Origin of the sequence: Paractinoplanes aksuensis, assembly GCF_024137025.1 — a bacterium.
In the GTDB taxonomy this organism is placed as follows: Bacteria; Actinomycetota; Actinomycetes; order Mycobacteriales; family Micromonosporaceae; genus Actinoplanes; species Actinoplanes aksuensis.
In genome coordinates this window covers 431,979-455,859 of the sequence record NZ_JAMYJR010000013.1, presented here as the reverse complement: position 1 = coordinate 455,859, position 23,881 = coordinate 431,979, and the positions used below count along the sequence as shown (strand labels likewise).

At 72.1% G+C, this 23,881-nt stretch carries 24 protein-coding genes; 6 read left to right on the top strand and 18 right to left on the bottom strand.

The window, feature by feature from the left end; genetic code table 11:
• The first annotated feature begins 151 nt into the window (after positions 1–151).
• A complete protein-coding gene (locus M1L60_RS14760) occupies positions 152–928 on the top strand; it encodes an inositol monophosphatase family protein (protein WP_253237974.1) in 777 nt (258 codons plus the stop codon).
• Here M1L60_RS14760 and M1L60_RS14755 read toward each other — a convergent pair.
• From M1L60_RS14755 to M1L60_RS14735, 5 genes are read right to left on the bottom strand one after another with little or no spacing between them, the layout of a single operon-like run.
• Positions 864–1,808 (bottom strand): alpha/beta hydrolase family protein, encoded by a 945-nt coding sequence (locus M1L60_RS14755; RefSeq protein ID WP_253237973.1) that lies wholly within the window; start codon positions 1,806–1,808, stop codon positions 864–866. The two genes, M1L60_RS14760 and M1L60_RS14755, sit on opposite strands and share 65 nt — an antisense overlap.
• Complete coding sequence (locus tag M1L60_RS14750) at positions 1,805–2,275, bottom strand: hypothetical protein (protein ID WP_253237972.1); 471 nt, start codon at positions 2,273–2,275, stop codon at positions 1,805–1,807. The genes M1L60_RS14755 and M1L60_RS14750 overlap by 4 nt, the downstream gene beginning before the upstream one ends.
• Position 2,276: 1 nt before the next feature.
• The gene (locus tag M1L60_RS14745) at positions 2,277–3,443 is read right to left on the bottom strand and encodes a macrolide family glycosyltransferase (RefSeq protein ID WP_253237971.1); all 1,167 of its coding nucleotides are present in this window, start codon (positions 3,441–3,443) and stop codon (positions 2,277–2,279) included.
• 50 nt (positions 3,444–3,493) lie between these two features.
• A complete protein-coding gene (locus tag M1L60_RS14740) occupies positions 3,494–5,287 on the bottom strand; it encodes a sensor histidine kinase (protein WP_253237970.1) in 1,794 nt (597 codons plus the stop codon).
• Positions 5,284–5,973, bottom strand: a complete 690-nt coding sequence (locus M1L60_RS14735; protein WP_253237969.1) for a response regulator transcription factor — start codon at positions 5,971–5,973, stop codon at positions 5,284–5,286. Before M1L60_RS14735 ends, M1L60_RS14740 begins: the two co-directional genes overlap by 4 nt.
• Before the next feature lie 92 nt (positions 5,974–6,065).
• Here M1L60_RS14735 and M1L60_RS14730 point away from each other — a divergent pair, with 92 nt between their 5' ends.
• Both M1L60_RS14730 and M1L60_RS14725 read left to right on the top strand, forming a co-directional pair.
• Positions 6,066–7,118, top strand: a complete 1,053-nt coding sequence (locus tag M1L60_RS14730) for a peptidoglycan-binding protein (protein ID WP_253237968.1) — start codon at positions 6,066–6,068, stop codon at positions 7,116–7,118.
• A complete protein-coding gene (locus M1L60_RS14725) occupies positions 7,115–8,293 on the top strand; it encodes an ABC transporter permease (RefSeq protein WP_253237967.1) in 1,179 nt (392 codons plus the stop codon). Before M1L60_RS14730 ends, M1L60_RS14725 begins: the two co-directional genes overlap by 4 nt.
• Positions 8,294–8,451: 158 nt before the next feature.
• Here M1L60_RS14725 and M1L60_RS14720 read toward each other — a convergent pair whose 3' ends face one another.
• Positions 8,452–8,967: a hypothetical protein gene (locus M1L60_RS14720; protein ID WP_253237966.1), complete on the bottom strand. Its 516-nt coding sequence runs from the start codon at positions 8,965–8,967 to the stop codon at positions 8,452–8,454.
• Complete coding sequence (locus M1L60_RS14715) at positions 8,967–9,530, bottom strand: hypothetical protein (RefSeq protein WP_253237965.1); 564 nt, start codon at positions 9,528–9,530, stop codon at positions 8,967–8,969. Before M1L60_RS14715 ends, M1L60_RS14720 begins: the two co-directional genes overlap by 1 nt.
• 257 nt (positions 9,531–9,787) lie before the next feature.
• Between M1L60_RS14715 and M1L60_RS14710 the strand changes: the two genes are divergently transcribed.
• Positions 9,788–11,122 (top strand): GH1 family beta-glucosidase, encoded by a 1,335-nt coding sequence (locus M1L60_RS14710; RefSeq protein WP_253237964.1) that lies wholly within the window; start codon positions 9,788–9,790, stop codon positions 11,120–11,122.
• On the opposite strand, the gene M1L60_RS14705 is transcribed toward M1L60_RS14710, so the two are convergent.
• From M1L60_RS14705 to M1L60_RS14695, 3 genes are all read right to left on the bottom strand, one after another.
• Positions 11,091–11,861, bottom strand: coding sequence for a SigB/SigF/SigG family RNA polymerase sigma factor (locus tag M1L60_RS14705; RefSeq protein WP_253237963.1), 771 nt, complete (start codon positions 11,859–11,861; stop codon positions 11,091–11,093). The two genes, M1L60_RS14710 and M1L60_RS14705, sit on opposite strands and share 32 nt — an antisense overlap.
• 147 nt (positions 11,862–12,008) lie before the next feature.
• Positions 12,009–13,022: a 1-aminocyclopropane-1-carboxylate deaminase gene (locus M1L60_RS14700; protein WP_253237962.1), complete on the bottom strand. Its 1,014-nt coding sequence runs from the start codon at positions 13,020–13,022 to the stop codon at positions 12,009–12,011.
• A complete protein-coding gene (locus tag M1L60_RS14695; protein ID WP_253237961.1) occupies positions 13,019–13,651 on the bottom strand; it encodes a GntR family transcriptional regulator in 633 nt (210 codons plus the stop codon). The genes M1L60_RS14700 and M1L60_RS14695 overlap by 4 nt, the downstream gene beginning before the upstream one ends.
• 137 nt (positions 13,652–13,788) lie before the next feature.
• On the opposite strand from M1L60_RS14695, the gene M1L60_RS14690 reads away from it, so the two are divergent.
• Positions 13,789–14,745 (top strand): LysR family transcriptional regulator, encoded by a 957-nt coding sequence (locus M1L60_RS14690; RefSeq protein WP_253237988.1) that lies wholly within the window; start codon positions 13,789–13,791, stop codon positions 14,743–14,745.
• Positions 14,746–14,848: 103 nt separating this feature from the next.
• Here M1L60_RS14690 and M1L60_RS14685 read toward each other — a convergent pair whose 3' ends face one another.
• Positions 14,849–15,502: a CPBP family intramembrane glutamic endopeptidase gene (locus M1L60_RS14685; RefSeq protein WP_253237960.1), complete on the bottom strand. Its 654-nt coding sequence runs from the start codon at positions 15,500–15,502 to the stop codon at positions 14,849–14,851.
• Positions 15,503–15,556: 54 nt separating this feature from the next.
• Here M1L60_RS14685 and M1L60_RS14680 point away from each other — a divergent pair, with 54 nt between their 5' ends.
• A complete protein-coding gene (locus M1L60_RS14680) occupies positions 15,557–16,132 on the top strand; it encodes a TetR/AcrR family transcriptional regulator (RefSeq protein WP_253237959.1) in 576 nt (191 codons plus the stop codon).
• A 2-nt stretch (positions 16,133–16,134) separates the two neighbouring features.
• On the opposite strand, the gene M1L60_RS14675 is transcribed toward M1L60_RS14680, so the two are convergent.
• The 7 genes from M1L60_RS14675 to M1L60_RS14645 are packed head-to-tail and all read right to left on the bottom strand — an operon-like array spanning position 16,135 to position 23,880.
• Entirely contained in the window at positions 16,135–17,403 is a 1,269-nt protein-coding gene (locus M1L60_RS14675; RefSeq protein WP_253237958.1) for a VWA domain-containing protein, read from the bottom strand.
• The gene (locus M1L60_RS14670; RefSeq protein WP_253237957.1) at positions 17,390–18,526 is read right to left on the bottom strand and encodes an SRPBCC family protein; all 1,137 of its coding nucleotides are present in this window, start codon (positions 18,524–18,526) and stop codon (positions 17,390–17,392) included. Before M1L60_RS14670 ends, M1L60_RS14675 begins: the two co-directional genes overlap by 14 nt.
• Positions 18,523–19,383, bottom strand: coding sequence for an AAA family ATPase (locus M1L60_RS14665; RefSeq protein WP_253237956.1), 861 nt, complete (start codon positions 19,381–19,383; stop codon positions 18,523–18,525). The genes M1L60_RS14670 and M1L60_RS14665 overlap by 4 nt, the downstream gene beginning before the upstream one ends.
• Positions 19,380–19,952: a nucleotidyltransferase family protein gene (locus M1L60_RS14660; RefSeq protein ID WP_253237955.1), complete on the bottom strand. Its 573-nt coding sequence runs from the start codon at positions 19,950–19,952 to the stop codon at positions 19,380–19,382. The genes M1L60_RS14665 and M1L60_RS14660 overlap by 4 nt, the downstream gene beginning before the upstream one ends.
• Positions 19,953–19,955: 3 nt before the next feature.
• Positions 19,956–20,990: an XdhC family protein gene (locus M1L60_RS14655; protein ID WP_253237954.1), complete on the bottom strand. Its 1,035-nt coding sequence runs from the start codon at positions 20,988–20,990 to the stop codon at positions 19,956–19,958.
• Positions 20,991–20,998: 8 nt separating this feature from the next.
• Positions 20,999–23,392: an aerobic carbon-monoxide dehydrogenase large subunit gene (locus tag M1L60_RS14650; RefSeq protein ID WP_253237953.1), complete on the bottom strand. Its 2,394-nt coding sequence runs from the start codon at positions 23,390–23,392 to the stop codon at positions 20,999–21,001.
• Positions 23,389–23,880 (bottom strand): (2Fe-2S)-binding protein, encoded by a 492-nt coding sequence (locus tag M1L60_RS14645; protein ID WP_253237952.1) that lies wholly within the window; start codon positions 23,878–23,880, stop codon positions 23,389–23,391. The genes M1L60_RS14650 and M1L60_RS14645 overlap by 4 nt, the downstream gene beginning before the upstream one ends.
• Position 23,881 lies beyond the last annotated feature (1 nt).

The following is a 23,881-nucleotide window of genomic DNA, read 5'->3' as shown; positions in this document are numbered from 1 at the left end:
GGACACACTGGCCGAGGCTGTACTCGCCCGCGCCGCCACGCTGACCACCCCGACGCGTGCCCTGGCCGAGGTGGCGTGGGGGGGGGGGCGCCCCGGGGCCCCCCCCCCCCCCCCCCCGCGACTGTGCCCGCGGCCCGATAGCGTGGCCGGCATGGAACGAGATCTTTCCGGCGTACGGGAACTCGCCTCTGACCTGGCCGTCCGGGCCGGGCGGTTGCAATTGGAGCGGCGCGACACGCTGCGGGTCGGCGCGCCCAAGGCCCACGCCAACGACGTGGTCTCCGACGTCGACATAGCCAGTGAGCGGCTGATCGTCGACGCGGTCCACGCGGCCTGGCCCGACGACGCCATGCTGGCCGAGGAGGGCAACGGCCGCAGGGGCACGAGCGGCTGGAACTGGGTGATCGATCCGCTCGACGGCACGCGCAACTACATCAGCCGTACGGGACCCTGGTCGGTCTGCATCGCGCTGTACCACGGCGACGAGCCGCGAATGGCGGTCGTCCACGAGCCGGTCGCGAACGAGACGTTCAGCGCGATCGCCGGCGGCGGGGCGTTCCTGAACGGCGAGCCGCTGCGCGTGGCGGGCGGCCCGCCGCTCGAGAAGGCGCTGGTCGGCGTCAGTTTCCAGCCCAACCCGGCCACCAAGGAGCGCGCGGCGCGGGTGATCCGGCAGTTGCTGCCCGTGTCAGGCGACATCCGGCGCCTGCCGGCCGCGCTGAACCTGGTCTACCTGGCCGCCGGCCGGCTCGACGGCGGCCTGGCCCTCGACACGAACCTGTGGGACATCGCGGCCGGCGCGCTCGTGGCCCGCGAGGCCGGCGTGACGCTCGGCGGCCACGGTACCGACTTCACCCCCGAACTCACGATCGGGGCCGCTCCGGAACTGTGGCCGGCACTGTCGGAACTGGTCCGCTCGGCGGCGTGATCGCGCCGATGATGGCCAGCACCTCGGTGATCGTGCTTTCGAGGTGGGCGTCGCTGAGGTAGCCGCGCGGGCCGACGTGGGTCCAGCCGGCGAAGCGGTGGTCGGTGACCAGGCCGGCCCGGCGGGCCCGGTTCCACGCGCTGCGCCGCCACACCGGCCAGCGCCGCGGGAAGATCCACGAGCCGACCCGCTCGACCCGGTCGCCGCTGCCGGTGATCCGGTCGACCCGGGCCACCTGGCTCAGGTCGTTCGTGCCGCTGTGGAACCCGCCGAGCAGGATCACGTGGATCGGGGCCCGCAGCCGGTTGTGCAGCGGGGTCACGGCGCCGGTGGCGAGCTGGGCGCCGCCCGAGTAGCCGGCCAGCACGACCGGGATGCCACTGTCCTCGCGATAGCCGGCCAGCCGCAGCTGGGCCGCGATCTGGTCGCCGACCGCGTGGTTGTACATCGGCCGGTAGCGGCGGTCGGCCGCGATGAAGACCTGCATGGCGTTGTGCACGAACAGCAGGACCCCGGCGTGGCGGCGCAGCCACCGCCACCCCGGGCGCTCGGCCAGCGGCGAGACCATCGGCGAGTACGGCAGCACCTGGCCGAGCACGCGCACGCCGGGCGCGCGGTCGACGACCGCTTGGACCAGGCGCCCGCTGTCGCGGCTGTCCCGGAAGCGGCGTTTGCCGATGCCGTCCAGATAGACCAGGTAAGCGGTGGGCGGCCGGTCCGGGCCGGCACCCCGGGCGTACGCCATGCCGTCGGGCCCTGCGATGGGCGGGCGATGCCATCCGGCCTGGTAGGCCAGCACCTCGTAGCGGGCCAGCAACGCCTCGGCCAGCAGCACCGGGCCCACTGCGAACAGCAGCAGCGTGACCAGCACGTCGGTCATCGGGTGGCCACCCGCACGGCGACCCGGCGCACCACGTCGATGGTGAGGCCCAGCCCGAGCCCGGCCCCGGCCACGCAGGCCGCGGTCGTCCACCAGCCGAGCCCCGTCGCGGCGGCCAGCGGCCCGGTCAGGCCGACCCCGACGACGGTCATGAGCAGCAGGTGCAGCAGGGGGCCGAGCAGCGGGAACGCGAGAACGGCGGCGAGCATGAGCGGGGCCGCCAGCTCCGGGGTCCAGGAAGGTGGTTCGGGGCCGGCCGGGGCGGCGGGCAGCAGCAGTTCGGCCAGCGTCCACGAGGTCAGCGGCCACAGCGCGAACACGGCTGCCTCGATCAGGCCACCGGTCAGGATCAGGCCGATAACCACCGGGCGGGCGATGCCGGAGCGGCGGGCGATCAGCGGCACGACGCGGCCGAGAGCCTCGGAGATCCCGGCCACGACCAGGACGACGATGACGGTCGCGGTCATGTCAGGCCGGCGCGAACTTCTGCAGTTCGTCGGCCGCCCGCCGGTAGCCGCCCGCCTCGCGCTGCTCGACGGCGAGCGCGGCCGCCGACTCGCGGAAGCGGGGCTCCTGCAGCAGGCGGCGGGCCTGGGAGCGTACGTAATCGGTGGTGACCTCGGCCGGGGTGATCGACAGGCCGGCGCCGAGGGTGGTGACCCGCTCGGCGACCAGGGGCTGGTCGGCGCCCTGGGGAATGACCAGCATCGGCACGCCGGCCGCGAGCGACTCGTTGACGCTGTTCATGCCGCCGTGGGTAACGAAGAGTGACGCCCGGTCGAGCACTTCGAGCTGGGGCACGGACCGCCGGGCGATCACATTGGCGGGCAACGGGCCCAGGGCGGCCGGGTCCACGCTGCCGGTCGAGATGATTACTGTGCCGCCCAGGGGTGCGAGGGCCTCGGCGAACAAGCGCAGCGGGGCCGGGCCGGCGTCGAACACGGTGCCCAGCGACGCGTACAGGAAAGGGCCGCCGGAGGGCAGGGGCTCGAAGTCGTGCGGGCGGGCGCCGAGGCTGGGGCCGACGAACTTGTACGAGTCGTCGAACGTGCCCGGCTGGAAGCGCCGCGACGTGTAGACGAGGTTGAGGTCGCCGCGGATCGTGCCGATGTCGACGAGCGGCACGCCCGTGCCCGGGTAGCGCCGCTGCAGTACGGCCCGCGAACCCGCGTAGCTGACCAGTTCGCCGGGCTGCGCCAGCACCGACTTGAGCATTGACCAGGAGAAACGTACGGGACTCGGCACGGTGTCGTTGAAAGCGAACGTCGTGTACGAGCAGACCGACGGGATGTCACGCACCCGGGCCGCGATCAGCCCCCACAGGCAGGCACTGTCGAAGACCACCGCGTCGGGCCGGTTGCGGTCGAGGTCGGCCAGAATTCCGGGCAGCACCCGGCGCGAGATCCGCGCGACCTCGGCGACCAGCCCGGCCGGCGTCGGCGGGTCGGGCAGCCGTTGTTCCCCACCGGCGTACGGAAGAACAGTCGCGCCGGTGGCCGCGATCTCACCGGCGAAGGCCGGGGTCGCGTGATACGTCACGACGTCCCCCCGCCGGACCAGCTCGGCGACGATCGGAAGAGTCGCGTTGACATGCCCGTGCATCGGAATGCTGAAGAAAGCGAAGGAGCTGGCCATGCCCCTATAGATCACCGCCCGCCCCGTTTCGTGACAGCGGCCGGCGGCGCTCAGGGCAATTCGAGGGTGAAGGTGGTGCCGGCGCCGGGGGTGCTGGTGGCGGTGAGGGTGGCGTTGTGGGCGTCGGCCAGTTGGCGGGCGATGGACAGGCCGAGGCCGCTGCCGCCGGTGGCTCGGCTGCGGGAGGTGTCGGCGCGCCAGAAGCGGTCGAAGATCTTCGGCAGGTGGTCGGGGCTGATGCCGATGCCGGTGTCGCGGACGGTGATCGTGGTGTCGTGGGCGTGGACCGTCACCGTGCCGCCGGCGGGGGTGTAGCGGATCGCGTTGGAGACCAGGTTGCCGAGCAGCTGCCGCAGACGGACGGGGTCGGCCGTGAGCACCGGGTCGCCGTCGGTCGCGGTCTCCAGGCGTACGCCGGCATTGTCGGCGGCGGCGCGGTGGGCCTCGGCCACCTGGGCCAGCAGGTCGCGCACCACGACCGGCGCGGGGTGCACCCGCAGCGTGCCGGCGTCGGCCGCGGCCAGGTCGCTCAGGTCGTCGATGATGTGCTGCAGTTGCACCGCCTCCTCGTGCAGCAGGGTGAGCAGCTGACCGTCCGTGGGGGCGAGGTCGTCCTGGGCCGCCTCGAGCCAGCTGCGGATGTTGGTCAGCGGGCTGCGCAGCTCGTGGGCGACGTCGCTGACCATGGCGCGGCGCTGGGTCTCGGCCCGGTCGCGGCGCTCGGCCGAGTCGTTGAGGGCGCGGGCCAGCCGCCCGATCTCGTCGTTGCGGGTCACGGGCACCGGCCGGTGCTCGTCGGCGGCCACCGTCAGCGCGCGCAGCGGGCGGACCAGGCGGCGCCCGACCAGCACGGTGACGACGATCGTGACCAGCAGGACAGCGCCGGTGGTGGCCACGATCCGGGTCGTGTTGGCCGGCGAGAGCGTGAACCGGGTCTGGTCGGCCCCGGCCTGGGGGTCGGTCACGAACAGCAGGGCCGGCGGGGCCACGTACTTGGTCAGCATGGCCCGCCGCGATTTCTCCACACAATTGCGTACGCGGGTGGCGCCGGCCGCGTTGGCCGGCTGGAACAGGGCCTCGGAGGCCACGAAGTCGGTGCTCGGCTTGTCGTCGTAGATCCCGGACTTGGCCAGCATGGGCGTGAAGTCGGGGCTGACATAGACCGTCAGGCTCACGCCGAAGTTCAGGCACTTCGCGGTCGACTCGCCCAGTTTCCGCAGCGCCTTGGCCTCGCTCGGCGTGGTCGTGTCGGACAGCGACGAGGCGCAACTCGCGGCGTCGGCATCGGCCACGGTCAGCACGATCGTCGGCCGCCCGTTCGGCAGCTGCTCGATCTGGCCCTGGCCGCGGGTCTTGCGGAGGCACGACATGGCGTCCTCGGCCGCTTTCTGCAACTGCGGCCGCTCGCCCGGCCGCACCCGGAACGGGCCGGCCGCCCGCGGGTCGATGCGGTCGTCGCCCCCGACCAGGCCCACGTCCAGGTTGAGCGGGTCGACCAGGGCCGACGGCCGGGCCGTACGCAGATCGGCCCGCCCGCCCGAGTCCGCGATCACGGTCCGGTCGGCCGTGGTCAGCGTGATCCGGCGCCCCAGCTTGGCCGCGCGCTCGTCGATCAGGGTCTGGGCGCCGGACCAGCGGGCGTGCGTCGCGGCGTAGCCGACCAGCAGGTCGTAGACGCCCTTCTCCTCGGTCAGCGACCGGCCCTGCTCCTGGGTGATGGCCCGGGTCGCCGTGCGGGCGGCCAGCCACGCCGTGGCCCCGATGGCCGCGATCGCGATCAGCACCGAGGTGGCCAGCAGCCGGGTCACCAGGCTGTGCCGCAGCGGCACCCGGGCCGGGGTCACGGCGTACCGGAAGCGAGTTTGTAACCCACCCCGTAGACCGTGACGAGCTGCGTGGGCTGCTGCGGATCGGCCTCGATCTTGCGGCGCAGGTTGAGCACGTGCATGTCGATCGTGCGCTCGGTCGAGCTGCGGTCGATGCCACGCGTGTGGTGCAGCAGCTGGGCCCGGGTGAACACGCGCTCGGGCTGGTCGGCCATGGCGGCCAGGATCGCGAACTCGCCCCGGGTGCACTCGACCGGCTCGCCGTCGACCGTCACGTGGTGGCGGGTCAGGTCGACGGTGAGCCGCCCGATCCGCCGCGAGCCGGACTCCTCGGGCCGGGCCGGCGCGCGGCGCAGCAGCGTACGGACCCGGGCCATCAGCTCGCGCGGGCTGTACGGCTTGGTCAGGTAGTCGTCGGCGCCGAGCTCCAGACCGAGCAGCAGGTCGTCCTCGGTGGCCCGGGCGGTCAGCATCAGGACCAGCACGTCGGACTCCTCCCGCAGGGTGCGGCACACGCGCAGCCCGTCCAGGCCCGGCATCATCACGTCGAGCACCAGCAGGCCGGGCTGCCAGCGGCGGGCCTCGTCGAGCGCGGCCCGGCCGTCGTGCACGACCAGCGTCTCGTGACCGGCCGCGGCCAGGTAGCGCCGCACGACCTCGGCCTGCCGGGGGTCGTCCTCGGCGACCAGCACTTTCGCGCACATGGCGGCGATGATAGGTCGCCCGGCAAAGCCCCGGGCCGGGTTGCGGCGATACCTGACAGGTTCCTGATGATCGCCGGACACGCTGATCGACCATGTCCTACCGCAAAACCATCACGGGCGCGCTGCTCGTGCTCGCCCTGACCGGCGCGGCGGCCTTCGTCCTGACCCAGGACCGCGAGCCCGGTCCGGCCCCCGTGGCCGAGCAGACCGAGCAGGTCGCGACGGTCAAGCTGGAACGCCGGGACCTGTCCACGACGACCTCGTTGTCCGGGCAGGTCGGCTTTGGCGCGGCCCGTCCGCTGGCCGGGCACGTCGCGGGCACGGTGACCTGGCTGCCCAAGGTCGGCGCGACGATCGAGCAGGGGCGGCAGTTGTTCCGGGCCGACGACGCGCCGGTGGTGCTGTTCTACGGCAAGATGCCGCTCTACCGGCCGATCGCCACGCCGCTCATGTCGGGCCGGGACGTGCGGATCGTCGCCGACAACCTGCGGGCGCTGGGATACCGGGTCGGCCCGCGCCCGGCCGGCACGCCGGCCGGCGAGAGTGTGCTGACGCCCGGCCTGGTCGCCGCGATCAAGCGGTGGCAGCGCGATCTGGGCCGGCCGGTCACCGGGACGGTCGCGGTGGGCGAGGTCGAGGTGCAATCCGGGCCCGTACGGGTGGAGTCGCTCACCGTGCAGCCGGGCGCGGCGGCCGCGGCCGACCTGATGACCGTCACCTCGACCCGCAAGCTGATCACGGTGTCGGCCGAGCTGGCCGACGCGGCCAAGCTGACCGCGGGTTCCCGGGTGATTGTCGTACTGCCCGACGATCGTACGATCAAGGCCCGGGTCAGCGCCGTCGGCCGCGACGCGACGGGGAACGAGGGCGACGCCCCCCGGCTCACGGTGTCGGTGACGGTCGACAACCCGGCCGGCCTGGCCAAGCTGGACTCGGCCGAAGTCAAGGTCAACTTCCCCGGGCGTACGGCGAAGAAGGTCCTGGCCGTGCCGATCGAAGCGCTCGTGGCCCTGAGCGAGGGCGGTTACGCCGTCCAGGGACCGCAGGGCCTGGTGCCGGTCAAGGCCGGCCTGTTCGCCGACGGCTGGGTGCAGGTCAGCGGGGCCGGCCTGACCGAGGACATGGACGTGGTGGTGGCCTCGTGAGCCCGCTCGACCTGCTGGGGCTGGGCGTGCTCGGGCTGCGGACCCGGCCGGCCCGGGCTGCGCTGTCGGGGCTGGGCATCGCGATCGGCATCGCCACCATGCTCGTGGTGACCGGCATCCCCGCGTCCAGCCAGGCCGCCCTGGTCGAGGAGCTCGACGCGCTCGGCACCAACGCCCTGCAGGCGGTGGCCCGGCCCGACGTCGACCCGCCGGCCCGGCTGCCCGAGTCGGCGGTCGAGATGGTCCGCCGGATCGGCCCGGTCACGGCGGCCAGCGCGGTGGCCAACACCCATACTTTCGTACGCCGGAACGACCGCACCGACCCGGCCGACGGACTCGGTCTGACCGTGCTCGCGACCCGCCTCGACCTGCTGCCCACGATCGACGCCCGGGTGCGGGCGGGCCGCTGGCTCACCCCGGCCACCGAGCGTTTCCCGGCCGTGGTGCTGGGCTCGGTCGCGGCCACCCGGCTCGGCCTGACCGAACTGGTCGCGGGCGCGCCGACCCCCCAGGTGATGATCGCCGACACGAAGTTCACCGTGGTCGGCATCCTGGCCACCACGCCGCTGTCGCCCGACATCGACCGCTCGGTGCTCGTCGGCTGGCCCGCGGCCAAGGCCCAGCTCGGCTTCGACGGCAGCCCGACCGTCCTGTACGTGCAGTGCGACGAGCCCGAACTGGAAGCGGTGCGGGCCGTGCTGGCCGAGACGGTCTCGCCGGAACGCCCGGGCGCGGTGGTGGTGACCCGGCCCTCCGACGCGCTGGCGGCCAAGCGGGCCACCGAGAACAGCTTCTCGGTGCTGTTCCTGGCCCTGGCCGGCGTGGCGCTGGTGGTCGGCGGCATCGGGGTGGCCAACACCATGGTGGTGTCGGTGCTGGAGCGGCGCTCCGAGATCGGGCTGCGGCGGTCGCTGGGCGCCACCCGCGGGCAGATCCGCAGTCAGTTCCTCACCGAGTCGGTGCTGCTGGCCACGCTGGGCGGTCTCGGCGGCACGACGCTGGGGCTGCTGGCCACGGTCGGCTACGCCCGCTGGCAGGACTGGCCGCTGGTCGTCCCGGCCGAGGCGGCGGTGGCCGGGGTGGCCGGCGCCGTGGTCATCGGGGTGCTGGCAGGCGTGTACCCCTGCGTCCGGGCGGCCCGCCTGACCCCCACCCAAGCGCTCGCAACCGTCTGACGACAAAGGTGCGGCGGCCGGTGTACGGCCGCCGCACCTTCGCAGTTCCGCGCCGGCCATCCGGCCGACTGCTGCACCTTCGCTATTTCGCGCTGCTGCACCTTGGCTATTTCGCGGCGGCTTCTCGCTCGCAATCCGGCCGGGCGCCGCCCCTTCCGCTACTTCGCGGCGGCTTCGCGCTCGCAGCCCGGCCGGGCGGCCAGGGCTCGCTGAACTTCCTTCTGGAAGGAGACCGTCACCCCGTCGGGTTCGATCGAAGCGTCGATCCCCTGAGCTTCCAGGCACTTCACCACCGCACGGGCGAAGTCCGCCGCCTCGGGATTGGTCGGGTCCTTCTCCCACGGTGGCAACGGATAGTAGAGCGGCTCGCAGATCCGGTCGGCCGCCTCGCCCTTCGCGACCTCGTCGGCCGTCATGGCCTTCTTGCGGCCGTTCGTGGCCACCCGCACGGCGAGAGCACCCTTCTCGTCCATGCACTTGTAGTAGCGAGTGAGCATGGCCTCGAACTCTTCCTCGGTGGTGTCGAGCCGCTCCCGCGGCCGCTCCGGCGGGGCCGAGGCCGGCGCCTGGCTGCTCAGGGTGGCCACCTTCGGCGCCGCCCGCTGCTCCGGCTCCTGACCGCAGGCCGACAGCGCGGTGAGGGCGACGGCGACCAGCGCATACCGCTTCCGCATCACTTCGCCCCGGCCGCGACCTGCCGCTCGCACTCCGGCGCGAGCTCCAGGCCCCGGCTGATCGAGCGGGAGTCGTTCTGCTCGCCGCCGAGGGCGATGCTGATGCCGTCGTCGGAGACCTCGACGTACTTGATGCCTTTGCCCTTGAGACAGGCGACCACCTCGCGCGCGAAGTCCCGTGCCTCCGGGTTGGCCGGATCCTTCTCCCACGGCGGCAGCGGCAGGAACTGCGGCTCGCAGATCCGGTTGGCCGCCTCGGTCTTGTCCATCTCGGCCTTGGTCGCGGGCCGCAACCCGCTGCCCGAGCCGGCGTCACCCTTCACGAAGCCGCCCTGCTCTTTCATGCATTTGTTGTACGGCCCGAGCATGGCCTCGTACTCCTCCGGCGTGGTGTCGAGCCGTTCCCGCGGCCGCTGCGGCTTGGCCTTCGCCTTGGCCGGGGCCGACGCCGCCGCACTCTCGAGCGTCGCCACCTTGGCGCCCTGTTTCGGCGGCGCCGTTTCGCCACCGCATCCCGCCAGCGCCACCAGCGCGATCGCGCCCACCATGAGGTGCCTGCGCATGGACCGTCCTCGCTTCCCGCCCGGGCCACTCCCGAGGCTTCGAACCCGGGGCGATCCCGGGCCGAGCGGTCAGCCTGGCGAGCGGAAGTCAGGAAGCTGTCAGACGCGGCGGGCGATCCGGTGGGCCGGGACTACGCGTCACACGGTGGCCTGCCCGATCGTGTCGCGGTCAGCAGCGTCCAGGGAGCGCTCGTCCTAGGCGAACAGGCCTACCCGGAACGTTGGACGGCGGCTCGGGAAGCCAATAGCCTCGGGGCATGGTCGATGCGCTGCCCCGCTTTCCCGAGGGTTTTCTGTTCGGCTGTTCGACGGCCTCCTACCAGATCGAGGGGGCGGTGCACGAGGACGGGCGCGGGCCCTCCATCTGGGACACGTTCGCGCACACCGACGGCAAGACGCTGAACGGTGACACCGGCGACGTGGCGTGCGACCACTACCACCGCTACGCCGAGGATGTCGAGCTGCTGGCCGAGCTGGGCGTCGGGGCCTACCGGTTCTCGATCGCCTGGCCCCGGGTGCAGCCGACCGGGTCGGGGGTGCCGAACGCGGCCGGGCTCGACTTCTACGACCGGCTGGTCGACGCGCTGCTCGCCAAGGGCATCGTGCCGGTGCCGACGCTGTTCCACTGGGATCTGCCGCAGACCCTGGAGGACAAGGGCGGCTGGCTGACCCGGGACACGGCCTCGTACTTCGCCGACTACACCTCGCACGTGGTGACCCGGCTCGGCGACCGGGTCCGCCGGTGGATCACGCTCAACGAGCCGATCGTGCACATGGCCCAGGGGTACGCGTACGGCAGCCACGCCCCGGGCCGCACGCTGATGCTCGACGCCCTGCCGGTCGCGCACCACCAGCTGCTCGGTCACGGGCTCGCTGCCCGAGCGCTGCGCGCGGCGGGCGCGGCCGAGGTGATGATCACCAACAACTGCACGCCGGTGTGGCCGGCCGCCGACGACGCGGGCGCCGTGACGGCCGCGGCCGTCTACGACGCGTTCCACAACCGGCTGTTCAATGACCCGGTGCTGCTCGGCTCGTACCCGGACTTCCTCGGCGCCGCGCTGGGCGACGTGGTCCGCGACGGCGATCTCGAGCTGATCAGCACGCCGCTCGACGCGCTGGGCATCAACTACTACAACCCGACCCAGGTCGGCGCCCCGGCCGAGGATTCACCGCTGCCGTTCGACCTGCAACCGATCGAGGGCTACCCGACCACCACGTTCGGCTGGCCAGTCGTCCCGGCCGGGCTCACCGAGCTGCTGACCGGGCTGCGCGAGAACTACGGCGACGCGCTGCCGCCGATCCACATCACCGAGAACGGCTGCTCGACCGCGCCCGGCGTCCACGACCAGTTCCGCGTCGACTACCTCGACGGCCATCTGCGTGCCGTGCACGACGCCATCACGGCCGGGGTCGACGTGCGCGGCTATTTCGTCTGGTCCCTGCTCGACAACTTCGAGTGGGCCGAGGGCTACAGCCAGCGGTTCGGCCTGGTCGAGGTCAACTTCGACGACCAGGCCCGTACGCCGAGAGACTCGTACCGCTGGCTGCAGTCCGCTCTTGTCACTGCTCGCCGAGGTGGCCCTTCAGCTTGACCAGGGCCCGGTTGAGCAGCCGGGAGACGTGCATCTGCGAGATGCCGACCTGCTCGGCGATCTGGGTCTGGGTCAGGTTGCCGTAGAAGCGCAGGTGCACGATCCGCTGCTCGCGCTCGTTCAGGGTGGCCAGGGCGGGCCCGAGCGCGACCCGGAACTCGGCCGCCTCGAACTCGCGGTCCTCGCCGCCCAGCGTGTCACCGAGCTCGGTCGTGCCGTCGGCGCTGACCGGGGTGGACAGGCTGGTCGCGTTGTAGGCGCGGGCGCCCTCCAGGCCCTCCAGCACCTCTTCCTCGGTGACCCCGAGGTGGGTGGCGATGTCGGCCACGGTGGCGGCCCGGCCCAGCTCGTTGCTCAGCGTCGCGTTGGCCGCGGTGATGGCCAGCCGCAGCTCCTGCAGCCGCCGCGGCACCCGTACGGACCAGGTCTTGTCCCGGAAGTGCCGCTTGATCTCGCCCACGATGGTCGGGATCGCGTAACCGGCGAAGTCGACGCCGCGCTCGGCGTCCCAGCGGTCGACCGCCTTGATCAGGCCGACCACGGCCACCTGGAACAGGTCGTCGGCGGGCTCGCCGCGGCCGGCGTAGCGCTGCGCGAGGTGGCGGCCCAGCGGCAGCCAGGCCTCGATCGCCCGGTCCCGCAGTTCGGCCCGCTCCGGATGCCCGGCCGGCAGCGCGGCCATCGCCGTGATCAGCTCACTGGCGGTGTCCGTGTCGGCTGAGACGGTGAGGACAGACATGTACGAGGCTCCTTCTCCGCGGGCGACCATCCCAGGCCACCGGCAACGCCCGCACCACTTGCCCGCCCCACCCCCTCCCTCAAACTCACCCGATCAGGTGGGAGATCACGAAAACCGTCCCATTCGCGGATCAGCCGAACGGCCCACTCAAGAGAACAGGGCGCTGTAGCCGTTCAGGGCGGGCTGTCCGCCCAGGTGGGCGTACAGAACGGTGGAGTCGCGGGCGATCTCGCCCCGGGACACCAGGTCGATGAGGGCGGCCATCGACTTGCCCTCGTAGACGGGGTCGGTGACCATGCCCTCGGTGCGGGCGGCCAGGCGCATGGCGTCCAGCGTGGCCTCGTCGGGGATGCCGTAGGTGCCGCCGTGGTAGCGGTCGTCGAGCAGGATCTCGTCGTCGTCGAGCTCGCGGGTCACGCCGATCAGGGCGGCGGTGCTGCGGGCGATCCGGGCCACCTGGGCGTGGGTCTCGGCCGGCTTGGCGCTGCCGTCGATGCCCAGCACGCGCCGGGGGCGGGAACCGGCGTCACGCAGGGCGGCGAACCCGGCGATCATGCCGGCCTGGGTGCTGCCGGTGACCGAGCACACGATGATCGTGTCGAAGAAGACGCCGAGCTCGGCTTCCTGCGCTTCCACTTCGTACGCCCAATTGGCGAAGCCGAGACCGCCGAGCCGGTGATCGGACGCGCCGGCCGGGATGGCGTACGGTTTGCCACCGGCCGCTTCGATGTCGCGGAGGGCCTGCTCCCAGCTCTCCTTGAAGCCGATGCCGAACTCGGAGCGGACCAGGCGCACCTCGGCCCCGGCCAGGCGGCTGATCAGGATGTTGCCGACCTTGTCGTACACGGAATCGGGCCATTCGACCCAGCTCTCCTGCACGAGCACGCACTTGAGCCCGGCCCGGGCGGCCACCGCGGCGACCTGGCGGGTGTGGTTGGACTGGACGCCGCCGATCGAGACGAGCGTGTCGCAGCCCTGGGCCAGCGCGTCGGCCACCAGGTATTCGAGCTTGCGGGTCTTGTTGCCGCCGTACGCGATGCCGGAATTGCAGTCCTCGCGCTTGGCCCAGACGGCGGCGCCGCCGAGGTGGTCGGTGAGACGGTCGAGCCGGTGCACCGGGGACGGGCCGAACAGCAGGGGGTAGCGCTCGAAGTTGATCATTCGGTTCCCTCTTCCAATGAGCGCCAGATGAGCGCCGTGAGGCGGGTCGCCTCGCTGACATCACCGGCAGCAGCGGCGGCGATCAAGTCGTCGTGCCGCTCGACGGAGCGGCGGGCGTGGTCGCGGCCGAACTGCAGCCGTTCGAGCCGGCGGATCAGCGGCGTGTAGCGCTCGATGGTGGCGGCCAGGGCGCGGTTGCCGCTGGCCCGCACGAGCACGCCGTGCAGGTCGTCGTCGGCCGTCATGGCGGCGTCGATGTCGCCGCGGCGGGCGGCGGACTCGAAGCGCTCGTTGGCGGCGCGCATCTCGGCCAGGTCGGCCGACGTGAGCGAGCCGACGGTGGCGGAGGCGGCCAGCTCATGCATCGCGCGGACGACGGCGGCGGCGTCGCGGACCTCGCTCGGCGCGACCCGGGTGACCCGGGTGTAGCTCTGCGGCTTGGTCTCGACCAGGCCCTCGTCGGCCAGCCGGGACAGGGCGTCACGCACCGGGGCCCGGGACAGGCCGAGCTGGTCGGCGAGCTCGGCGCTGTTGACAGCGGCGCCGGGCGCGAGATCGCCGCGGACCACGGCGTCACGAATCGCTTCGTAGGCCGTCTCACGCAGCAGCCGGCGGGGCACCCTCTCCACAACTGAAATGTTAGATGTCAGCTGATCCGCCTGTCCAGCCCTCGGATCTTGGGGCAGCTGGCGCCCAGGTAACCGCGATAGATTGCGAGAGAGACTCGGGAACGGCCTTGGGGGCGGAACATGGGTGAGCGCCGGTGATGACTCCGACCCAGCTGCGCGCCTACTCCGCCGTCGTCCGGCTGGGCTCGGTCAAACAGGCCGCGGCGCACCTGTCGGTGTCCGAGTCGGCGATCTCCCTGCACATCGGCCAGTTGCGGCGCGAGCTCGGCGACCAGCTCTTCTCCCGTACGGCGGCCGGGCTCGCCTTCACCCCCGGCGGTCTGCGCCTGGCCAGCCGGGCCACCGAACTGCTCGGCCTGCAAGACATCACGGTGCTCGAAGTGAGCGCGGCCGGCCGCGGCCGCCGTCTGCTCCGCGTCGGCGCCTCGAGCCTGTTCGCCGAGCACGCGGCCCCCGGCCTGATCGAGCGCTTCGCCGCCCGGGCCGACGACCTGGACCTGGAACTGAGCGTCCGCGACCCCGGTTCGTTCGAGGCGTTGCTGCTGAGCCGCACGATCGACATCGCCATCGGCCCGCCGCCCACGGTGCTCGACCCGGCGCTGACCGCCCGCCCGGTGATGAACTACCGCGTCGTGGTCGTGGCCGGCCCCGACAACCCGATCGTCCACCTGCGACCGTCGGCGGCCCAGCTGCGCGACCAGACGTGGCTGCTGGGCCCGTCGGCCACCGCCAGCTCGGGCGCGATCCCCGACCTGCTGGCCCGCCTGGGCGTCCCCGAGGATCGTCAGCAGATCTACCAGAGCAACGCCGGCGCCCTCGAGGAGGCCAAGCGCGGCAAGGGGGTCGCCCCGGCCCTCTCGTTCGCCGTGGCCCCCGACATCCGCAACGGCACCCTGATCCAACTGCCCAGCCCGCACGCCACCCTCGAGACCGTCTGGCACGCCCTGACCCGCCTCGACCAGGGCACCCCTTCGGCCGCGGCCGAACTGTGCCGCTTCGCCTCCACCCCCCGAGCCATCCAGGCCATGATGCGCGGCGCCGGCGCCAAGGCCGGCCACTTCCGCCCGTCGGTCCACGTGACCCTCTGGAGCTGACCCCTCGCCGCCCCCTCCGCGGGAGGCGCCGCTCCCGCCTGCCGGAGGCGCCGGTCCCCTCCGGCGGAGGCGCCGGTCCCGCCTGCCGGTGGCGCCGCTCCCCTCAGCGGGAGGCGATCGTGGGAATCAGGATGGGCAGGTTGATGGCCAGGTGCAGCAGCATGCAGGCGATCAGGTTGCGGCGCCGGACGAACAGCACGAAGAGCGCCACCGTGCCCGACGCCTGGTAAAGCAGCCACGACGGTGAGAAGAACACCAGGTGGGGCAGCACGAACAGCGGGACCGTGAGGGCCAGCGCGACCCAGGCGCGGCCGGTCAGCTCGGTCAGGCGCTCGATGGGATAGCCGCGATACAAGACCTCCTCGAAGACGGCGGCCGACAGGATGAGGGCCAGCACCGCGAGGACGGGCATCGCGGTGATGGTCGCGGTTCCCTCGTCGGGCGGGGGCGGGCGGATGACGCGGGCCAGCCAGGTCCAGGCCATGTGGCAGCCGAACAGGATCAGCGCCCACTCGAGGTCTTTGCCGCCGGGGCGGACCAGGCGGATGGAGTCGAGGCGGCGCCGCTCCACCCCGAAGATGTAGGCGACGAGCAGAGCCACCGCGAGGACGTTCCAGACGATCGACGCGGCCGGGCCGCCGACACCGAGGTCGGCGCCGGCCAGCCGGGCCAGCGGTGGCAGCCACATCGGGAGGTAGGCCAGCACCAAACCGACCAGCACGGTCACGGTCCGGCGGCTCCCCGCTTCGACTTTCATTTTGCTAGAGTAGCGGCTCTAGAGCGAATGCTCTACTAAAAGATGGGAGGCGGCATGGGACGCATCGTCGACGAGCAGCGTCACACCGAACGGCGCGAAGCCATCCTGAGCGAGGCCTACCGGCAGTTCGCCGTCTCGGGCTACGACCGCACCAGCACCGCGTCGATCTGTCGTGGGGCCGGCATCTCATCGGGCACGTTCTTCCATTACTTCCCGACCAAACTCGACGCCCTGGTCGGCGTCCTCACCTCCGGGCTCCAGCAGACGCGCCAGGCGCTCTCCCTGATCGAGACCGACGGCGGCGGCCTGCGCGCCGTCCTGGCGTACGCCGAGGGCCTGCGGGCCGAGATGGCCGACCCCCACTTCGGCGGCTTCGTGCACGCCGTGTCCGGCGTCGAACTGCTGCCCGAGGTCGCCGCCGTTCTCGACGACGAATCCACTCTGATCAGAGACTTCCTGACCCGCAACCTGTCGGAAGCTGCGGCCGACGGCGAGATCAGGGGCGACGTCTCCCCCACCCACCTGGCGCTGTGGACCCAGTGGCTGCTCGACGGTGCGGCCCAGCACGCCACCGACCATGCCGCCGGCGAAATCATCGAGGCCGTCCGCGCGCTGCTCGAGCCACCGTGAGATCAGCGGCGTGGAGCCGGACCCGACAAGTCCTGCAGCAGGTGAGCGGCCCGAGTGAGGTCCTGGAACGTGGCTGCGGGCAGCAGGCGGTCGCAGTAGGGCAGGGCTGCGGCCATGCCGGCGACGGCCGGGGCGAAGCCGGGGGCGCCGGCCCGCGGGTTGAGCCACAGGATGCGGTGGGCCCGGCGGCGCAGGCGGGCCATGGCGGCGTCCATGCGGTCCGGCGGGTCGCTGTCCCAGCCGTCGGAGGCGACGATCACCAAGGCGCCGCGCAGGGTGTTGCCATGGTGGGAGTCGAGCACGGCGGTCAGGTTGGTGGCGATCCTCGTACCGCCGAAGCGGTCGGTGACCAGGGCGCCGGCCCGGGTGATGGCCTCGGCGGCCGAGGCGTGGCGCAGGGTGGGGGTGAGACGGGTCAGGGTGGTGGCGAACGCGAAGACCTCGGCGTCGGCGACCAGGGTGAAGGCGCGCATCAGGTGCAGGTAGGCGGTGGCCTGGGCCCGCATGGACTCGCTGACGTCGCACAAGAGCACGGCGCGGCGGGGCCGGCGGACGGCGCGTTCGCGCACCAGGGCCACCGGCTCCCAGGCCGTGCGGCGGGCCCGGGCGATGGTCGGGCGCAGGGCGATGCGGCGGCCCGAGGGATCGGTCGCGTGGCGGCGGGTCCGGCGGGTGGGCCAGCGCGTGAGGGTGGCCCGCAACGCCTCGCCCAGCAGCTCGGTCCGGGCCGGGTCGAGGTCCTCGAAGGGCAGCTCGGCCTGGGCGGCCAGGGCGCTGGGGCGGCGTTCCGGGATGAGCGGGCCCGCGTCGGTGGGGTCGGCCGGGGCCACCGCGGGCGGCAGGGTGGCCCAGGGCAGGCCGCCGCCGTCGGTCTGCTCGCGGGCGTCGGCCGGGACGGGCACGTGCACGTCGTCCGGGCGGGCCGGGGCCGGGCCGGACTGGCGGGTCAGCGGCAGGGGCGGGGCGTCGGCGAAGACGGCCGCGAACACCTCGTCGAAGACGGCCAGGTCGGGCTGGCGGCGGACGAGCGCGATCCGGGCCGTCCAATAGAGGGTGCCGACCGACAGCGGCGGGCTCACCTCGATCGCGTGGACGAAGTCGCCCGTCTCGGTCAGGCCGGTGGGCAGGCCGGCCCGGCGCAGACGGTCGACCAGGGCCACGGCGAGGGCGGCCCGGTCGGTGCCGCGCAGCAGCACCGGCCGGGCCGAAGGCGGGCCACCCGGGCCGGGGAGCCGGGACGCCGCGCCGGGGGGAGGCTCAGCGCCGGCCAACGAGCCACACGATGACGGCGATGATGACCGCGACCACTACGCCGGCCGGGATCAAGCGCTTGTAGACGGAGCTGCCGGCCACGGCCAACAGGTCGAGCGCCTCGGGCTCCTCGTCGGCCGCGGCCAGCGGGCTGGCCGCCCTGGCCGAACCGGCGACCGGCGCGGGCGAGCCGTTGACGCTCGACGCTGTCGAGTCCAGCGAACCGTTGACGGCCGTCGTCGTCGGCGCGGGCGTCGTCGCAGCGGGCGTCGTCGCAGTGGGCGTCGTCGCAGCGGGCGTCGTCGCAGCGGGCGTCGTCGGAGCGGGTGGGGTCGTGGTCGCGGGTGGGGCGGTGACGCCGTCCGGCTCGGTTGTGGTGGAGGCGGCCAGGGGCTCGCTGCCCGCGACCGCGGGGGTTGCCGGCTCGGCCGCGCCCGGCTCGGCCGGAATCAGATTCGCGGTGAGCGTTTCAGGGCTGGGCTTGTCCGCGCTCGGCCGCTCGGCCGGCCCAGCGGGCGCAACAACAGCGGCCGTCGCCGGAACAGTGTCCGTGGCAGCAGCGGACGGCGCAGCAGCGGTCGATGCGGCAGAAGCGGGCGCAGCGGCGGTCGATGCGGCAGCAGCAGGCGCTGCGGCAGGAGCCGATGCGGTTGCAGCGGTTGCAGCGGTTGCAGCGGTCAAGTAGGCCGCGGCGGGCTGGTCGGTGGCCAGTTTGGCTTCCAGGTTGGCGACGAACTGGGCCAGCAGTTTGTTCGAGATCTCCTTGATCATGCCGCTGCCGAACTGGGCCAGCTTGCCGCTGATCTTCAGGTCGGTGTCGACGGAGACCAGCGTGCTGTCGCCGTCGGGGGTCAGGGACGCGGTGACCAGCGCCGACGCGTTGCCGCCGGCCCGGGAGTCGCGGCCCTTGGCGTCGATCACCGCGCGGTACTTCTCGTCGTCCTTCTCGGTGAACCGGGCCGTGCCGGCGAAGTCGGAGATCACCGGGCCCACCTTGACCTTCACCTTGCCCTGGTAGACGTCCCCGTCGACCCCGGTCAGCTGGGCCCCGGGCAGGCAGGGGGCGATCCCGGGCAGGTCGGTCAGCGCCTCCCACGCGCGCTCGATCGGGGTGTGCACGGTGAACTCGTTGGTGATCTTCATGGGGTCTCCTGGTGGACGGCGAGGGCGACGGCGGTCCGGTCGTCCGGGGTCTTGGCGATGGTGCCGAGGGTGCCGATGACCGCGGCGTCGGTCAGATCGGTAACGCCGAGTGCGGACAGGGCCGACACCCAGTCGATCGTCTCGGCCAGGCCGGGCGCCTTGTCGAGCTCGAGACCGCGTACGCGCCCGATGAACTCGGCGGCGCTGCGGATGAGCGGCTCCCGGGCGCCGGGCACCGACCTCCGGACGATCTCGGCCGCGCGGGCCGGGGCCGGGAACTCGATCCAGTGGTATAGGCACCGTCGCCGCAGGGCGTCGTGCAGGTCGCGGCTGCGGTTGGAGGTGAGCACCACGACCGGCGGCCGCAGCGCGGTGAACGTGCCCAGCTCGGGCACGGTGATCGCGGCCTCACCGAGGAATTCGAACAGCAGCGCCTCGAACTCGTCGTCGGCCCGGTCGATCTCGTCGATGAGCAGCACCGGCGGCGTCGGCCCGGCATGGCGTACGGCCTTGAGAATGGGCCTTTCCTGCAGGAACTCGGCGGTGAACAGGTCGGCGTCGGAGAGCCGCTCGTGCCGCGCCTCGGCCAGCCTGATGGCCAGCAGTTGCCGCTGGTAGTTCCACTCGTACAGGGCCTCGCCCGCGGTCAGCCCCTCGTAACACTGCAACCGGATGAACGGCGTGTCCAACGCGAGCGCCAGCGCCTTGGCCGCGGCCGTCTTGCCGACCCCCGGCTCCCCTTCGAGCAGCAGCGGCTTGCCGAGCCGCAACGCGAGGAACATGGCCATGGCCAGCCCGTCGTCGACCAGATAGTCAACCGCGTCAAGCCGGGTCCGTACGTCGGTAGCGTCGTTCACCGAGCCTCACCGGCCAGCAGACGCTCGTAGTCGTCGCGCGTGTCCACATCGATCGGCACCGGCCCGTCGATCGGCACCTCGGTCACCGGGTACGCGCCGGAGTGCAGCAGCTTCCACACCGCCTTATCGCCGTGCAGCCCCGCCAAAGCCCCGAACGTCTCCCGGCGGAACAGAAAGGGATGGCCGAGCCCGTCCTCGTAGCGCGCGACGGCGAGGGGCGTCAGCGCGTCCAGCACCGCCGCGACCGACGAGGCGAGCACACCGGGCTGGTCACCGAGCATCAGCACCAGCGCCGACTCGCTCACGAGCGGGATCGCCGACGAGACCGAGGAACCACAGCCCGACGAGTACGAAGGATTCTCGATCACCGTGCAGCCGGTGAGGTCGACCTGCTCGTGCACCTGGGTGGCCGACCCGCCGAGGGTGACCAGCAACTGGTCGAAGCCGCACGCGCGCGCGACGTCGAGGGTGGCGTCGAGCAACGTACGGCCGTGGTAGGGAAGCAGTTGCTTGGCCTCCCCCAGCCGCAGCGAACCGCCCGCCGCGAGCACCAGCCCGGTGACCCCCATCGGCTAACCGGCCACGAAGCTGTCGCGGCACCCCACCCGGCAGAACCAGTAGTCCTCGCCGTCGACGACGGCATGCGGGGTGGTGTCGTCGATGAAGACGGTCATGCCGCAGACCGGGTCGACGGCTTGCCGGGGCGGGCTCGCGGAAATCGTGATAACCGAAGGGGCGGCAGCATGATCATCCGCAACGTCGAGCCCACCCTCCCTGGGGGAGCCCCCGCTGGTCATTATCGCGGGGTTGGGCTTGATCGTGTCGGTGGCCTGTGGATAACCCTGGACTGTGGATACAGCGCCGTCGGGTTCCGGCGGGTGCACCATGTCGTCCGGCGAGGCCATGCCGTTGGCGCGTAGCTCGCGGACCACCTCGGCCAGGATCGAGAGCGCGATCTCCTTCGGCGTACGGGCCCCGATGTCGAGCCCGGCATGCGGGCGCACCCGGTCTCGTTCCGCCGGCGTGAGCCCCATCCCGTCCAGCACCACTGCGCCCCGCTTGTGGCTGGACACCAGGGCCACGTACGCCACCCCGGCATCCAAAGCAGCCCTGATCGCCCGCTCCTCGTCGCGGCCGAGCCCGGCCACCACCACGGCCGCCGCACCCTCGTACGCGGAAGCGGGTGTGACCTCGAAGTCGAGAAACTCAGCCAGCGAAGCCACCGCGCGCGAGATCGGCGTGCTGCCCACCACCCCGAGCAGGGGCTTGGGCAGCACGGGCCGCAGGAAGATCTCGATCGCCCCGCCCGAGTGGCACGGGTTGACCACCACCAGCGCGCCCGGCGATTCCGGGAACGCCGCGTTGTCTTCCGGCAGCACGCGCAGCAGCAGCGTGTTGCCGTCCTTCAGGGTGTCGAGGGCCGCCGCCCGGACCGAACTCTCGGCGCACACCCCGCCGACGAACCCCTCGATGGAGCCGTCGGCGAGGATCACCGCGTCGTCGCCGGGCCGCGCCGAGGTGGGTTCCTGGGCGCGGACGACGGTGGCGTGGACGAACGGCCGGCGGGCCTGCGCGAGGTCGGCGACACGTTCAGCTACAAGGGACATGGGTTACCTCAGATCGGCGGGGTGGCGCGGCCGCGCATGGCGTCCCAGACCCGGGACGGGGTGAGCGGCATGTCGGCGTGGCGGACCCCGTACGGCTTGAGGGCGTCGACCACGGCGTTGACGATGGCCGGCGGTGAGCCCACCGTGGCCGACTCGCCGACGCCCTTGGCCCCGATCGGGTGGTGCGGCGACGGGGTGACCGTGTAGCCGGTCTCCCAGTCGGGCACCTCGAGCGCGGTCGGGATGAGGTAGTCCATGAGGGACGCGCCGAGGCAGTTGCCGTCCTCGTCGAACGAGATCATCTCCATGAGGGCCATGCCGACGCCGTCGGTCAGGCCGCCGTGCACCTGACCCTCGATGATCATCGGGTTGATCCGGGTGCCGCAGTCGTCGACGGCGATGAAGCGCCGCACCTTGACCTGGGCGGTGCCGGGGTCGATGTCGACGACGCAGATGTACGCGCCGTGCGGGTAGGTCAGGTTGGACGGGTTGTAGCAGATCTGCGCCTCGAGGCCGCCCTCGACACCTTCGGGCAGGTCGCCGGCGCCATGGGCCCGCATCGCGATCTGCTGGATGGTGACCGCCTTGCCGGGGTCGCCCTTGACCTGGAACGAGCCCTTGACCCACTCCAGGTCGGCCACCGTGACCTCGAGCATGGCCGAGGCGATCAGCTGCGCTTTGTCGCGTACCTTGCGGGCCACCAATGCGGCGGCCGCGCCCGAGACGGGGGTCGAGCGGCTGCCGTACGTGCCCAGGCCGAACGGTGTCTGGTCGGTGTCCCCGTGCACGACTTCGATGTCGGCCGGCGGGATGCCGATCTCTTCCGCGATGATCTGGGCGAACGTCGTCTCGTGACCCTGCCCCTGTGTCTTCACCGACAGGCGTACGACGGCCTTGCCGGTCGGGTGCACCCGGAGTTCGCACCCGTCGGCCATGCCCAGGCCCAGGATGTCCATGTTCTTGCGCGGCCCGGCGCCGACGGCCTCGGTGAAGAACGAGATGCCGATGCCCATCAGCTCGCCCCGGGCCCGTTTCTCTTCCTGCTCGCGGCGCAGTTCGGCGTACCCGGCGATGTCCATGGCCTGGCGCATCGTGGGCTCGTAGTCGCCGGAGTCGTAGACCCAGCCGGTCTTGGTCGTGTACGGGAACTGGTCGGGCTGGATGAAGTTCTTCAGGCGCAGCTCGGCCGGGTCCATGTCGAGCTCGGCGGCCAGGCAGTCGACGATCCGCTCGACCAGGTAGACGGCCTCGGTGATGCGGAAACTGCAGGCGTACGCGACCCCGCCCGGGGCTTTGTTGGTGTAGACGGCGGTCATCTTGCAGTAGGCGGCCTCGATGTCGTAGCTGCCGGTGAAGACGCCGAAGAAGCCGGCCGGGTACTTGACCGGGGCCGCGGTGCCGTTGAAGGCGCCGTGGTCGGCCAGCACGTTGGTGCGGATGCCCAGGATCTTGCCGTCGCGGGTGGCCGCGATCTCGCCCCGCATGATGTAGTCGCGGGCGAAACCCGTACTGATGAGGTTCTCGGACCGGTCTTCCATCCATTTGACCGGCTTGCCGGTGACGATGGAGCCGACGATCGCGCACACGTAGCCGGGGTAGATCGGCACCTTGTTGCCGAAGCCGCCGCCGATGTCCGGGGCGATCACCTGGATCTTGTGTTCGGGCAGGCCGGCCACGATCGCGTACAGGGTGCGGTGGGCGTGCGGGGCCTGGGTGGTCGACCACAGCTTGAGCTTGCCCTCGACCGCGTCGAAGTCGGCGACCGCGCCGCACGTCTCCATCGGGGCCGGGTGCACGCGCGGGTAGACGATGTCCTGCTGGACGACGACGTCGGCCCGGGCGAAGACGGCCTCGGTCTCGTCGGCGTCGCCGGTCTCCCAGTCGAAGCAGTGGTTGTCGGTCTTGCCCTCGAGGTCGTCGCGGATCAGCGGGGCGTCGGGGGCCAGGGCCTGCCGGACGTCGATGACCGGGTCGAGCACGTCGTACTCGACGTCGATCAGCTCGAGCGCGTCGCGGGCCGCGTACCGGTCGTCGGCGACGACGAACGCGACCTCCTGGCCCTGGAAGCGCACCTTGTCGGTGGCCAGCACGGCCTGGACGTCGTTCGACAGCGTCGGCATCCAGGCCAGGCCCAGCCCTTTGAGCGTCTCGCCGGTGACCACGGCCTTGACGCCGGGCGCGGCTTCGGCGGCGCTGGTGTCGACGCTCACCACGCGAGCGTGGGCGAACGGCGAGCGCAGGATGGCCAGGTGCAACATGCCCGGCAGCTGCACGTCGTCGGTGAAACGGCCGCGCCCGCGCAGCAGCCGTGGGTCTTCCTTGCGCAACATCCGGCCGAATCCGACCGGCTTCTGGTCGTTGTCGTCGAACGTGCTGGTCCGGGGTTCTTCCACTGTGGTCATGCTTGCGCCCCCGCCTCTTGAGCAGCCGCCGCTTCGTGAACGGACGCCCAGCGCACCGACCGGACGATGGTCGAGTAGCCCGTGCACCGGCAGATCTGGCCGCTGATGGCCTCGCGGATCTCGGCGTCGGTCGGGTCGGGATTCTTGTCGAGCAGGGCCCGGCAGGTCATCATCATGCCCGGGGTGCAGAACCCGCACTGCAGGCCGTGGCACTGCATGAAACCCTCTTGGATCGGGTCGAGCTCGGCCCCTTTGGCCAAGCCTTCCACCGTACGGACCTCGTGCCCGTCGGCCATGGCCGCGAGCACGGTGCACGACTTGACAGGCTCGCCGTCGAGCCAGACCACGCACGTGCCGCAGTTGCTGGTGTCGCAGCCCCAGTGCGTGCCAGTCAGGCTCAGCGTGTCGCGCAGGAAGTGCACGAGCAGCAGCCGGCCCTCGATCTCGCGCGTCACCTCGACGTCGTTGACGGTCATCGTGACCTGCATG